The organism is Rahnella aquatilis CIP 78.65 = ATCC 33071 (assembly GCF_000241955.1).
GTDB lineage: Bacteria > Pseudomonadota > Gammaproteobacteria > Enterobacterales > Enterobacteriaceae > Rahnella > Rahnella aquatilis.
On record NC_016835.1, the window covers coordinates 309,393 to 321,848 of the forward strand.

General features: G+C 50.5%; 12 protein-coding genes and 1 pseudogene. 10 read left to right on the plus strand and 3 right to left on the minus strand.

Annotated elements, in window-relative coordinates:
* Positions 1-216 precede the first annotated feature (216 nt).
* Complete coding sequence (locus tag RAHAQ2_RS23395) at positions 217-1,875, plus strand: mechanosensitive ion channel family protein (RefSeq protein WP_014341860.1); 1,659 nt, start codon at positions 217-219, stop codon at positions 1,873-1,875.
* 42 nt (positions 1,876-1,917) lie between these two features.
* Here the strand turns inward: RAHAQ2_RS23395 and RAHAQ2_RS23400 are convergent, their stop codons facing one another.
* Complete coding sequence (locus RAHAQ2_RS23400; RefSeq protein ID WP_014341861.1) at positions 1,918-2,361, minus strand: ester cyclase; 444 nt, start codon at positions 2,359-2,361, stop codon at positions 1,918-1,920.
* A 118-nt stretch (positions 2,362-2,479) separates the two neighbouring features.
* Here RAHAQ2_RS23400 and RAHAQ2_RS23405 point away from each other — a divergent pair, with 118 nt between their 5' ends.
* Positions 2,480-3,394 carry a LysR family transcriptional regulator gene (locus RAHAQ2_RS23405; protein ID WP_014341862.1) on the plus strand — a complete coding sequence of 305 codons (915 nt, stop codon included), beginning with the start codon at positions 2,480-2,482 and terminating at the stop codon, positions 3,392-3,394.
* Positions 3,395-3,482: 88 nt separating this feature from the next.
* Here the strand turns inward: RAHAQ2_RS23405 and RAHAQ2_RS23410 are convergent, their stop codons facing one another.
* The gene (locus tag RAHAQ2_RS23410) at positions 3,483-4,343 is read right to left on the minus strand and encodes an aldo/keto reductase family oxidoreductase (protein ID WP_014341863.1); all 861 of its coding nucleotides are present in this window, start codon (positions 4,341-4,343) and stop codon (positions 3,483-3,485) included.
* Between the two features lie 95 nt (positions 4,344-4,438).
* Between RAHAQ2_RS23410 and RAHAQ2_RS23415 the strand changes: the two genes are divergently transcribed.
* Together RAHAQ2_RS23415 and RAHAQ2_RS26065 are read left to right on the plus strand one after the other, a co-directional pair.
* Entirely contained in the window at positions 4,439-5,374 is a 936-nt protein-coding gene (locus RAHAQ2_RS23415) for a LysR family transcriptional regulator (protein WP_014341864.1), read from the plus strand.
* A gap of 80 nt (positions 5,375-5,454) precedes the next feature.
* Positions 5,455-5,643, plus strand: a pseudogene (locus RAHAQ2_RS26065) (hypothetical protein); the annotation flags it as partial.
* A gap of 33 nt (positions 5,644-5,676) precedes the next feature.
* On the opposite strand, the gene mntP reads toward RAHAQ2_RS26065, so the two are convergent.
* On the minus strand, positions 5,677-6,252 hold the full coding sequence (gene mntP / locus RAHAQ2_RS23420) for a manganese efflux pump MntP (protein WP_014341865.1): 576 nt from the start codon (positions 6,250-6,252) through the stop codon (positions 5,677-5,679).
* A 502-nt stretch (positions 6,253-6,754) separates the two neighbouring features.
* Here mntP and tssB point away from each other — a divergent pair.
* From tssB to tssG, 6 genes are read left to right on the plus strand one after another with little or no spacing between them, the layout of a single operon-like run.
* Positions 6,755-7,234, plus strand: coding sequence for a type VI secretion system contractile sheath small subunit (tssB, locus tag RAHAQ2_RS23425; RefSeq protein WP_014341866.1), 480 nt, complete (start codon positions 6,755-6,757; stop codon positions 7,232-7,234).
* The gene (gene tssC / locus RAHAQ2_RS23430) at positions 7,231-8,712 is read left to right on the plus strand and encodes a type VI secretion system contractile sheath large subunit (RefSeq protein WP_014341867.1); all 1,482 of its coding nucleotides are present in this window, start codon (positions 7,231-7,233) and stop codon (positions 8,710-8,712) included. Before tssB ends, tssC begins: the two co-directional genes overlap by 4 nt.
* Before the next feature lie 24 nt (positions 8,713-8,736).
* On the plus strand, positions 8,737-9,231 hold the full coding sequence (locus tag RAHAQ2_RS23435; RefSeq protein ID WP_014341868.1) for an Hcp family type VI secretion system effector: 495 nt from the start codon (positions 8,737-8,739) through the stop codon (positions 9,229-9,231).
* A 53-nt stretch (positions 9,232-9,284) separates the two neighbouring features.
* A complete protein-coding gene (locus RAHAQ2_RS23440; RefSeq protein WP_014341869.1) occupies positions 9,285-9,701 on the plus strand; it encodes a GPW/gp25 family protein in 417 nt (138 codons plus the stop codon).
* 12 nt (positions 9,702-9,713) lie between these two features.
* Positions 9,714-11,516 carry a type VI secretion system baseplate subunit TssF gene (gene tssF, locus RAHAQ2_RS23445; RefSeq protein ID WP_014341870.1) on the plus strand — a complete coding sequence of 601 codons (1,803 nt, stop codon included), beginning with the start codon at positions 9,714-9,716 and terminating at the stop codon, positions 11,514-11,516.
* Positions 11,507-12,454: a type VI secretion system baseplate subunit TssG gene (gene tssG / locus RAHAQ2_RS23450; protein WP_014341871.1), complete on the plus strand. Its 948-nt coding sequence runs from the start codon at positions 11,507-11,509 to the stop codon at positions 12,452-12,454. Before tssF ends, tssG begins: the two co-directional genes overlap by 10 nt.
* The last annotated feature ends 2 nt before the right edge of the window (positions 12,455-12,456 follow it).

The following is a 12,456-nucleotide window of genomic DNA, read 5'->3' on the forward strand; positions in this document are numbered from 1 at the left end:
CCGCCTGCGTTTAACAATATCATCTGTCACACCTGACATTGGCAGGTCAGGCGCAGTTAATAAAAAAAGATGCCTGATCGCTAGTAAAAATTTCCCTGAGTAACTAGCATTTATCCAAGATTGATTTTAATTAAAAGACTTATTTCACGATGACTTATCTTGATAATTTTTAAGTCAGCTTCTTGATCCTACCGTGTTTGTGTTGGGAGTCTGTAGATGGGTGACAGCAGGTTGAGGGTGATGGCGTTACTGGCCTGGCTGAGAAAGGGCCGCCTGTATGGTTTTCTGGTGTGGCTATCGTTTTTTACCTCTTTTCTTCTGCAGGCGGCTGAACCCCGGCAGATGCCGTCTGATCAGGAAAAAGCCCGTACCGTTTATATTTTTCACCAGCCGGTTGTGATGTTGCAGGCGAAATTCGGCTTGTCGACGCCGGAGGAACGCGTGTTGCGCATCCGTAATACGCTGCGTTCGCTGAGCGGAGAGGATATACGCCATCCGGTGCAGATCCTGCCTGTGCAACGTTATGGTCAGCAGGGACGGCTGTTGGTGATCAACGGTAAGCCGCTGATGCTGCTGGCGGAAAGTGATCTGGATGAAGGCGATGATCTGACGCTCGATCAGGCCGCCCAACGGGTACTGGCGCGTTTCAATGCGCAGCGCATCTCGCTGACAGAGCAGTATTCTTCCACCTATCTGACGATCGCGACACTCAAAGTGGTGGCGGGCACCGCTGTGCTGATCCTGCTGTATTACGCTGCATTTACATCCTGGGCCAAAGTGAAAGCCTATTTCACGGCAAGAATTTTGCTGAAGAAGGGGTGGATCCCGTACCGGTGGCGCAGCTTACTGGGCGCGGTTGAAGTCCATTTGTATGCCATATTGATGATTTTACTGAGCATCGTCGCGTTCTATCTCTGGCTGAGCTGGTTGTTCCGTTTATATCCCTGGACGCGTGTCTGGGGCGAATCGCTGGGCGACTGGTCAGTGAATGTGATGCAGAAAATCGCATTAGCGATTGTGTCAGCGTTCCCCGGACTGATGATTGTGGCGATCATTTTCCTCATCACGGCGTTTATTCTCAAGCTGCTGAAAATCATGTTAAAACGGGTTGAAACCCGAAAACTTAACGTGCCCGGTTTGCACCCTGAAACGGTGGGTGCGACGCGAAAACTGATTTCCGTGATGATCTGGCTGTTTGCGCTGTCAGCAGCGTATCCGTTTTTGCCGGGTGCGAATTCACTGGCCTTCAAGGGTGTCAGCGTATTCTTTGGCCTGATGCTCACGCTGGGCTCGGCAGGCGTGATGAACCATGCCATGAGCGGACTGGTGCTGATTTATTCACGGGCGCTGCGTAAAGGCGATGTGATCCGCATCGGCGATAACGAAGGGCTGGTGAGTGAAATCGGTATGCTGGCGACCAAAATCATCACCCGTGAAAGTTACGTTGTCACGGTGCCAAATGCCGTGGTGGTCAGCGGCAAAATCACCAATCTCAGTGCCCAAAACCCGGGCGGTGGCGTCAATCTGACCACCAGCATCACCATCGGTTATGACACGCCGTGGCGGCAGGTGCATGCCATGCTGGAACTGGCCGCCAGCCGCACACGGGGTATTGATCTTCAGCATAAACCGCTGGTGCGTCAGCTCAGCCTGATGGACTGGTATATTGCCTATGAATTGCAGGTGCATCTCCGGGCAGGCGAATCTCTTGCTGCGGTGAGAAGCGAATTACACAGTCACATTCAGGATGTATTTAACGAATTTAATGTTCAGATCATGTCGCCGAATTTTGTGAACCAGCCGGAAACGGCGGTCAGGGTTGCTCAGGACAACTGGTTCGCCGCACCGGCCTCGCCGCCGGACAAGCCGACATGAGACGTCTGGAACTGCTCAGCCGGTGCCGTTAATTGTCCCTTTTTAACCCTGCGGCGGAAACTGCCCGAGTTGCATGAACGCACCAAACCAGTCTTCCAGATGCCAGGTGGTGGTGACGCGTTCGCCATTCAGCTCATGAAATTCATGCAGCCGGATGCTGACAAATTTGCCGGTAGGTTCGATGCCCATAAAGTTGCCGTTATGTGTGCCGGTAATTTCTGCGCGCACGGCAATTTTTCCCGGCGTCTGAAGGAGATCGTGGACGGTGATTTTTACGTCCGGAAAAGCCTCAATGAAGCCCCGGATGATCGGTTTCAGCCCTTCGGGGCCAGAGGCCTGGCCGGGTGCCAGGGGGATATCGTTCCAGTCCTGCGTGACGGCCTCATCCAATAAGTCCGGATTATGCAGGCTGAAAGCCTGATAGATTTTTTCAACGGCTTTACGTTCCGCTATTAGACGGTTGGCTATCTCGTTATTATCTGACATTGCTAAATTCCTCTGGCTGATTGCATTTTTAGGGGGGTAATGTGGTGCACGCAGCGAGTATCACATTCGTATCAGTAATAATTGAAATAAGAAAAGCATATAGAGGAATATACGTTTTATGGATTTTAAGGGACTCGATCTGAATTTGCTGGTGGCGTTTGATGCGCTGATGGAAGAGCGGAATGTGACCCGTGCCGCCAGCAAAGCGGCGGTCAGTCAGCCTGCGATGAGCGCGGCATTGTCCCGGCTGCGAACGCATTTTGCGGATCCGCTGTTTATCCGCAGCACTTCCGGTCTTCTGCCGACCGCAAGGGCAAAAGAGATCGGTTTACACGTGTCAAAAGCGCTTAACGAACTGAGTCATCTGCTGGCTCCGGATGACAATTTTGCGCCCGAAAACAGAAAGATATCTTTTACGCTCGGCACATCAGAATACCCGCTGATGGTGTTGCTGCCCGGCATTATGCGGGCGATCAGCGAACAGGCACCCGGTGTGACGCTACATGTGCGGACATTCATCGACCGTGATGCGTCCGTGTCGATGCTGGATGCCGGTGAGGTTGATCTGGTGATCGGCATTCCTCCTACCCGGCCGGAAAACCGCATCTTATCGCTGCCTCTGTTCAGTGATGAATTTGTCACGCTTATCCGCCGCGACAGCGATGCGGCGCGAAATGGCATGACGTTAGAAGCCTATCTCGCGATGAGCCATATTCTGGTCTCGCCGGAAGGAAATCATTATGGTCTGGTCGATGAACAGCTGAGGAAAATGGGACTGACGCGTGAACTTCGCCTGACGCTGCCAACCATGGCTGGCGTGGCCGGTGTAGTGCAGCAGACGGGATATGTCGCGACAGTGCTCAAACGCAGTGTGATTGTCAGCGAGAAACATCAAAATATCCTGATGACGCCTCCACCGGTGGCGTTGCCGGAGATCCCGTTTTATCTGTTGTGGCACCGGCGTTCTGATGACAGCAACGGGCAGAAATGGCTGCGAAAACTGATTTGTGCGCAGGCACGCGAATTGCTGTGAGTGGTCAGGCACCATCAACACGCCGGGGCGTCGGTTCAGCCGCCGGAGAAAAGATTCCCCCGCATGATGTGCAGGGGATGCAGGATGGCTAACCCGCCATTCCGTTCAGTTTTTCCATCACTTCATCTGACAGAATCACCTTCGAACTGGCCAGATTTTCCTGTAAATGCTGCGGCGATGACGTGCCGGGGATCAGCAGGATATTCGGCGAGCGTTTGAGCAGCCAGGCCAGCGCAACCTGCATCGGCGTCGCCTGCAATTGTGCCGCCACCTCATCAAGCTGCGTTGACTGCAACCGCGAAAAACCGCCCAGCGGGAAGAACGGCACATACGCGATTTCCTGTTCAGCCAGGCTGTCGACCAGCGCGTCGTCGTGACGGTTTGCCAGGTTATACATGTTCTGAACGCAGGCGATCGTCGTCAGTTTCTGCGCATCGGCGACCTGTTTTGCCGTCACATTGCTCAGGCCGATATGGCGGATCAGGCCGCGTTCTTTAAGCATAAGCAGTGCTTCCAGTTGCGGTTCCAGTGACCCTTCTTTTGGCTGACGGACATCGAACATGCTGCGCAAATTCACTACGTCCATCGTATTAAGTCCCAGATTGCGCAGATTATCTTCCACCGCCTGCGTCAGTTCCTGCGGGCTGAAAGCCGGTAACCAGCCACCTTTTTCATCGCGTAGTGCCCCGACTTTGGTCACGATGCACAGATTATCAGGATACGGATACAGGGCTTTTTTGATCAGCTTATTGGTTTCATGAGGGCCATAAAAATCGCTGGTGTCGATGTGATTAACGCCAGATGCCACGGCATCACGCAGCACCTGAATGGCCCGTGCTTCATCCCTGACCGGGCCAAAAACGCCGGGACCAGCCAGTTGCATTGCACCGTAACCTAAGCGCGCTACTTCTCTGTCGCCGAGGCGGTAAGTCATTGAGGGTTGTGACATGGAATTCTCCTGTGTGATTGTTCATGGATTGTAGCTGCGGGCAGGTTGTGCAACTATCCGGTGAAATCAGGACAAACTGTACGGGGTGACGCACAATGCCAATGGATATCGCGCTGTTGCACGCAGTAGTGGAAGTGGCGAAAGCCGGGGGATTTCGTGAGGCGGCGCGCGTCACGGGCAGCAATGCATCCCGGCTAAGTGATGCGGTGCGCCGCGCGGAACAACAACTGGGCATCCGCCTGTTTCACCGTACCACGCGCGCCGTGGTGCTGACCGAAGCGGGCAGGGCATTGCTCGAGAAGCTGATCCCGGCCATGAATGAGGTGGATGCGGCACTCGATGTCCTCAACCACTATCGCAATACGCCCGGTGGCACGCTACGCCTGAATGTTCCGGTCAGTGCCACGCGTCTGGTTTTGCCTGCGCTGGTGCCGGAATTTCTCCGGCGTTACCCGGATATTCAGCTGGAGATTATCGCCGAGAGTAACGTACAGGATGTATTTCGTGACGGCTGCGATGCGGGGATCCGTTATGACGAACGCCTTGAGCAGGACATGGTGGCGATCCCCATCGGGCCGCACCGTCAGCGCTATGCCGCAGCGGCGTCCCCGGATTATCTCAACGCACATGGCCGCCCAGCGCATCCGCGGGATCTGATACAACACCGGTGTCTGCGTGGCCGCTATGCCAGCGGGATCATGCCGGACTGGGAGTTTGAACGTGAGGGCGAAAGTCTCAGCGTGCAGGTGAGCGGCCCGCTGGTGGTCAGCGTCGGTGGCGCGGTGGATCTGGCCGTGGAAACGGCGGTGGCGGGCGCTGGCATTATCTATCTTTTCGAAGAATGGCTGCGGCCGGCCATTTCCAGCGGCAAACTGGAAGCCATTTTGCAGCCGTGGTGGCTGTCGTTTTCCGGGCCGTATCTTTACTACAATGACCGGCGTCTGATCCCCGCGCCGTTGCAGGCGTTTATCGATTTTGTGCGCGAAGATAATCTCAAACGGAATTGCTCTGTGGAATCTATAAAACCTTAACATAAATTTAAAATAACAGGCGAGAATAATGAATTTTGGATCTGTTTATCTATAAGTCATAAATAATATTTACGCTAGCCTTTGCAAAAGCTTTCAGTGATTATGGCTGTCACGGGTCATATCTTGATTTTAAAAAAGTCACCGGCATAGGTTTTTCGCCTTATATTTACCACGCACTTCAATACAATCTGACCGACTTTTTTGCCATTGAAGCGGGAGTCATTGCACCGACAATATTCGCGTCAAGCATACAATGGCGTTTCCGGTGATTAAAATGATGCTGCCTTACGCAGGGAGAAAACTCAGCCCAGCAGGCCCAGGTGCTCGACGAGAATCGACGTACCAATACCGATCAGCACCACGCCCCCCAGAATTTCAGCCCATTTACCCATCGCAGCACCGAGGAACCGGCCAAGCAACATACCGGATGTTGCCATGATGGTGGTGGCAGCACCGATAGCCAGTGCCATCACCAGAATATTCACCTGAAGGAAGGCCAGTCCGACACCCACGGCCATCGCATCCAGACTGGTTGCGACAGCTGTAGTCACCAGCACCCAGAAGCCGTGACGGCGCGGTGCCTGCGCATCTTCTTCCGCATGACCTTTCCTGAAGGCTTCCACGATCATGCGGATACCGAGAATCAGCAGCAGGGTGAATGCCACCCAATGGTCCCAACTCATAATAAACTGGCTGGCTGCCAGACCGATCCCCCATCCGATCACCGGCGTAATCGCTTCGATTACGCCAAAAATAAGCCCGGTGCGTAACGCCTCTTTCAGCGGTGGCCGGTGCAGAGAAGCGCCTTTGCCAATCGCTGCCGCAAAAGCATCCATGGACATACCGAACGCCAGAATGAGGATGGTATAAAGTTGCATAAAACGGACCAGTCAGGCCTTTGGAAACAAAAAGGCGAGTTATTAATTGAGTTGAGCAGTTTGCCACAAAAAAGAAAATAGAAAAACCTTTATTTTCAACGTGTTATAGTCTTAGTTAAGAATGTTAGCACAGGCTATATTTGATTGAAATATCGTTACTTTTCATCCTCCATGGCATTTTTTTAAATAAATTTTCAACGCATAATGTTAAAAAAATTAAATGTAACAATAAATATCATTTAATATGGAATGGACTTTTTTGTTCTTATAAAAAATAGAATCTTCATTATTACGAATATGAAAATAAAATATCGATAAATTCTTTTTTTATATGAAAACAATCAGGGTTTCTCTCTATTAGTTTGTTTTTTAAAACAAAATTTAAAATAATTTAGAAAAAGTGAATGTATTAGTAAGCAATCAGATATGTGAAAAACAATAATTACTGTTTATTATTGCGGCCATATTAATTCTCCCTTTTTAACATTATGGTGATTTATCCGTGAGCAATACACAATATAAGTTGAGCAAGGCGCGTCCCCCTCGCGTTCAAATTACGTACGACGTTGAAGTTGGCGGTGCTGAATCCAAAAAGGAATTACCGCTGGTGATGGGAGTTATCGGGAATTTTTCCAAAGATGACATGCCGTTACGTGACCGCCGTTTTACGCACATTGATAAAGACAACTTCAATAATGTTATGGAAGGAATGAAACCGGCTGTAGAAATGTTGGTTGAAAGTACCTTGCCAGAAAAAGAAGGCCAGATGGCTATTGCTCTGGAATTCAATTCTATGGATGACTTCTCTCCTGAAAACGTGGCGATGCAAGTGGAACCGTTGCGCAAACTTCTTGAATTGCGCGAGCAACTGAGTGATTTGCGCAACAGAACGGCGAGCAATGACCGCCTGAAAGAACAGTTGGTTGAATTATTAGAGGGTATGACGAAAAACGCGGAACCTGCCAAAGGAGATGCAGAATGAGTGATATCCAGGTCATGAATGCTCCAGCCCAGGCTGAACAGGCAGGCGATTATCTTGATCAGATTATTGATAATACCCAGGCCATCCGCCGGGAATCCGATCGTAATAAAGTAAAAAGTCAGTTGGATAACTTCCTGTCGGAAGTCGCATCGGGTGCGGTCATTGTCTCCAATGATTTGGTCGGTAGCATCGAAGCGCGCATTGCCGCCATCGATGAATTGCTGTCTTCTCAGGTCAGCAAAATTATACAAGCACCTGAATTCCAGCGTATGGAATCCTCCTGGCGTGGTTTGCACAAGCTGGTGCAAAGCAGCGTCACGGAAAACACCAAAGTGCGCGTTTTTAACTGCACAAAGAAAGAGCTGCTGCGTGATTTTAAATCCGCCTCTGACTTTGATCAGTCTTCATTATTCAAAAGCATTTATGAAAGCGAATACGGCACCTTTGGCGGTGACCCTTACTCTGCTTTTGTGGGTGATTTTGAATTCGACTGCATGCCGGAAGATGTGCAACTGCTGGAACAGATTTCACATGTTGCCGCCGCCGCTCACGCGCCATTCCTGAGTGCCGCGAACCCTGGCATGTTTGCGATGGGATCCTTCTCCGAGATGCCGCGTCCGCGTGATCTGGGCAAACTGTTTGAAACCTCCGACTATGCCCGCTGGAAATCCTTCCGCCAGAGCGACGACTCCCGTTATGTTGGCTTAACATTGCCACGTGTTATCGGCCGCCTGCCTTACGGTGCCAAAACCGTGTCCGTAGATGCGTTTAATTTCGAAGAAAAAATCGACGAAAACAATGATGGCTCGAACTATTTATGGGTAAACGCGGCTTATGATTTAGCAGGCCGTATGGTCGAGGCGTTTGAAGAATACAGTTGGTGCGCGGCGATCCGGGGTGTTGAAGGCGGTGGTTTAGTGAAGTCATTGCCGACCTACAACTACATTTCACAGACCGGCGAAAAGATCATGCAATGCCCGACAGAAGTGGCAATTTCTGATCGTCGTGAAAAAGAACTCGCTGAGCTTGGTTTTATTCCGCTCATTTATTGCAAAGGTACAGATTATGCGGCGTTCTTCGCTGTGCAGTCGACCAATAAACCGCGTAAGTACGATTCTGAGCTGGCGAATGCCAACGCCAAATTATCAAGTCAGCTGCAATATATTATGACAACATCGCGCTTTGCTCATTATTTGAAATCCATTGTGCGCGATAAAGTGGGCAGCTTTATGTCCAAATCTGAATGCCAGAATTTCCTGCAAAACTGGATCAACCAATATGTTGTAGGTTCTGACAATGTTGGCCCGGCAATTAAAGCGAGCCATCCGTTACGTGAGGCTGTTGTTGAGGTTGTGGATGTTCCAGGTTCACCAGGCAGTTATCGTGCAGTCGCTTATCTTAAACCTCATTTTCAGCTCGAAGGACTCAGTATGTCACTGCGTTTGGTAGCAGAACTCCCAGCATCTACGGATGCGTAAATTTAATTAATAGGATACAAAATAATGTCAGATGCTGATAATTTATTTATGCAAATTGAGGGTATTACAGGTTGCGTAAGTGATAAAAAATATAATGGCTGGATTGCTGTTGACTATACGAGTAATAGCGTGTTTAGTTCAGCGGCAATCAATAATGGCACTGGCCAAATGAACAGCGACGGCGTTAGGTTTGAGCAGGTTTCATTCTCAAAAGAAATGGACGCTACTTCCACTGATCTGATGAATATGGTTGCTGAAGGAACGAATATCAAAAAAATTATTGTCGCGATGAATGTTAAAACGGACAATAAAGATAATGAAATGGTCCGTTGGACCTATCAGAACTGCATACTGACCAGCCATCAAATCGGTGCAAGCAAAGCCGGAGGGATCCCACATGAGACGCTGAGTTTCGTATTTGGTCGCATTGAATTCGAAACCCAAATGGTCGAGCCCGGTGGGACAACTAAGAAGTATGGCCCGGTAGGCTGGAATATCATAGAAAACACCAAGCTGTAATTTTTCAAAACAACAGTGCACGCCGCAAACGTGCACTGTATTAAGGTTTGTGGATGAAAAGTTTATTGCAGCAATTATCAGATAATAATCCGAAAGACCAAAATGATATTTCTGAGGAAGAAGACAAAAGCAGCACGTTAATTGATGAGATATTGCTGCTTTTGTCTTCCCGCCCCCGAAGTTACCGTATTGACGATATTCCGTTAATTAATGAGTCGATACTTAATTATGGCGTCAGTGATGTTTTTTCCAGCGATACACCGCGTCTTGAGCGCAATACCATTATGCAATCACGTATTCAAATGGCCTTGCAACGCTTTGAACCAAGATTGAAAAACGTCTGCGTGACCCCCGGTGAAGAACTGGGAAGCCTATGTTCATTCATTATTAATGCTGAAACACTCAATGGTGAGGTTCGCTACCGACTAATGTGGGACGATGTTATCAGTCAATTTTCTCTGCGTGATTAACGAGTATTCATAATGTTGGCGAAAAAATTAATTTCTTATTATCAGAATGAACTCGCTTATCTCAAAACGCAGGGAAAGGCGTTCGCCCGTCATTTTCCAAAAGTCGCCAGACGTTTAGGAATGTCAGAAGGCACGTCAGAAGATCCGCATATTGAGCGAATTATTGAATCCTTTGCGCTGGTCACGGCGCAGATTCAGCAACGTCTCGATGAGGATATGCCGGAAGTGACTGATGCATTACTGACGGTGCTGGCCCCGCAATTTCTGCGTCCTTTTCCTTCGGTTTGCATCGTACAGATGCAGCCGGATAGTAAAGTCAGTGCGCTGACCGCCAGTAACCGCATTGACGCCGGAACGGCATTATATTCCCGTCCGGTGAACGGGCAGGTTTGCCGTTTCCGCACCATTTATCCGGTTACGCTTCAGCCTGTCAGTCTGTATAAAGCCAGCCTGCATCTGGATGCTGATGACATGAGCTGGAGTCTGAAAATACAGTTGTCGGTCTGGCCTGGTGCCACACTGGCGGCGGATTCTCTGAGGTTGCATCTCAGCGGCGCCAGTCGCATCGTAAACATCTTTTATACCTTGTTGTGCAGCGAAGTTGAATCACTGACAGTTTTCCAGCAAGGGCAGAGTTATACGCTGTCAGCGCAGGCTATCCGTGCCGTGGGTTTCGGCGAAAATGAAAGTCTGCTTGCCGGTGATTCGCGGGTTTCACCCACTCACAGCTTGCTGCAGGACTATTTCTTCTTTCCGCAAAAATTTCATTTTATTGATATACCGCTGCCTGCTGGCATGGTGGCGGGGAGTCAAAGCGAGCTTTCACTGGTGGTGAAATTTAACCGCTGCATGATAGCGCGCCAACTGGAGAAAATAGCCGGTGCGGTGAACGAAAACCTGTTTCTGCTCAACTGTACGCCTGCTGTGAATCTTTTCGCCCACCGGGCCGAACCGATTTCACCTGATCACGAAACAGCAGAGTATCCGATTATTCCAGACATTCGTCATCAGGATGCGATGGAAGTCTGGTCTGTAGACAGCGTGTCGGCGATGCGCAAGCTGGGCAATGAAACGCAGTCCCGCCCGATATATCCGTTGTTTGGTTTAGACCATTCAGCCAGCGACGGTGAAAGCGGTTTGTTCTGGCAATGTATGCGCCGCGAAACCATCCAAAATAACGGTGTCGCCACATCGTTATTTATCGCCTTTTCTGACCGGGGAGAAAGCCCGTTAGCGCCTGGTTGCGACATCGTCAGCATGAATCTGACCTGCACCAATCGTGATATTCCGGGAGCCATGCGCAACGGCGATCCTGATGGCGATTTCGAATCAGAGCTGCCGATTGCGGGGATGAAAATTATCGCGCTGACACGCCCGACGCTGCCGGTCAGGCCGCCGGTGAAACAGGCTACGCGCTGGCGTTTGATTTCTCAGCTTTCACTCAACCATATGCTGATCAGCGGACCGGAAGGAGCCCGTGTACTCAGGGAGTCACTGGCGCTGTACAACTTTGTCGATAATCCAGGTATTACCCGTTTAATTAACCTGATCCTGCGTGTTGATTCCAGCCCGGTCGTTACCCGGCTGGCGCCATTGGATCCCCGTTCTATGGCGCGGGGGATTGAGATCCGCATTACCTTTGCCAGCGAAGCGGCCGAAGAAGTCGAGTATTTCCTGCTGTGTCGCTTTATTGATTGTTTCCTGGCGTTGTACGCACCGGTTAATAGTTTCACTCGGGTGATCACCTGCATTGACTCATCGGGTGAAACTGCACGGACATGGCCTGTGCGGGCAGGAAGACTGTCATGGATCTAAGTAATATCCTCAGTCCGCATAACTTTTTCCAGCAGGTGAGGCTGATGTTACGCAGGCTGACCAGAACACAGGGAAAAAACAGCCAACAGGCACTGGAAACGCAGCTTTATTTCATTTCGCCGCTCTCACTGGATGCGCCGAAAGGTGACATTACGTCAATAACCCCGCTGGATCAGCAGCGCTGGCAAGTGGAAGTAGCGGCCCACGGACTGACAGGGGCACTGGGCGCGTTACCGACGGTATACACCGAGTGGATGATCGACCGCTATTACCGCCATGGCGACAAAACAGCCAAAGCTTTTCTGGACATTTTTAATCACAGGTTGCATAGCCTGCGCTATCTCGCCTGGCAGAAATATCACTATTACGCCATGGCGGAATTCAGTGCAACACGGCCGCTGAGTCAGGCCATTCATGCATTATCCGGTGTGGCAAACAGTACACCATCTCAGCAGCAGGAGCAGTTTGCGGATTTATTTGCGCATTCAGTGCGCTCAATGCTCAACGTTGAAACCTGGTTAAAACACCGCTTTTCCGTGGCGGCGAAAGTCACGCCTTTTACCGGCGGATGGCAGGTGATGGATCAGGCGCAGTGTTGTCGGTTGGGGGAACCGTCACAAACGCTGGCCGCAGCCCCCATGCTTGGCAGCGTGTACTGGGACCGGCAGTCACATTTTACGGTGACGCTGGGGCCGGTGCCGATGAAGAACGCCGGTCTTTTTTTGCCTAAGGGAAAGCACTACCAAAATTTGTGGTCGCATCTGCGCGAATATGTTGGTCAGGGTCTGGATTTCGATATTGATCTGCTGATCGACAATACAGCGAACGTCGTTACCCCGCTGGGAAGCGGGCAACTCGGGCTGGATATTTGCCTCGGGCCTTCCGGGGGTGCAGGCCAGCATAAAATTCGTTTACCCGTCTGCCGGGAAGGAAAATAAAA

What these genes read in the sequence shown, in the direction of transcription:
- RAHAQ2_RS23395 (WP_014341860.1), top strand. Translation starts at nt 217, where the DNA reads ATGGGTGACAGCAGGTTGAGGGTGATGGCGTTACTGGCCTGGCTGAGA.
- RAHAQ2_RS23400 (WP_014341861.1), bottom strand. Translation starts at nt 2,361, where the DNA reads ATGTCAGATAATAACGAGATAGCCAACCGTCTAATAGCGGAACGTAAA.
- RAHAQ2_RS23405 (WP_014341862.1), top strand. Translation starts at nt 2,480, where the DNA reads ATGGATTTTAAGGGACTCGATCTGAATTTGCTGGTGGCGTTTGATGCG.
- RAHAQ2_RS23410 (WP_014341863.1), bottom strand. Translation starts at nt 4,343, where the DNA reads ATGTCACAACCCTCAATGACTTACCGCCTCGGCGACAGAGAAGTAGCG.
- RAHAQ2_RS23415 (WP_014341864.1), top strand. Translation starts at nt 4,439, where the DNA reads ATGCCAATGGATATCGCGCTGTTGCACGCAGTAGTGGAAGTGGCGAAA.
- mntP (WP_014341865.1), bottom strand. Translation starts at nt 6,252, where the DNA reads ATGCAACTTTATACCATCCTCATTCTGGCGTTCGGTATGTCCATGGAT.
- tssC (WP_014341867.1), top strand. Translation starts at nt 7,231, where the DNA reads ATGAGTGATATCCAGGTCATGAATGCTCCAGCCCAGGCTGAACAGGCA.
- RAHAQ2_RS23435 (WP_014341868.1), top strand. Translation starts at nt 8,737, where the DNA reads ATGTCAGATGCTGATAATTTATTTATGCAAATTGAGGGTATTACAGGT.
- RAHAQ2_RS23440 (WP_014341869.1), top strand. Translation starts at nt 9,285, where the DNA reads ATGAAAAGTTTATTGCAGCAATTATCAGATAATAATCCGAAAGACCAA.
- tssF (WP_014341870.1), top strand. Translation starts at nt 9,714, where the DNA reads ATGTTGGCGAAAAAATTAATTTCTTATTATCAGAATGAACTCGCTTAT.
- tssG (WP_014341871.1), top strand. Translation starts at nt 11,507, where the DNA reads ATGGATCTAAGTAATATCCTCAGTCCGCATAACTTTTTCCAGCAGGTG.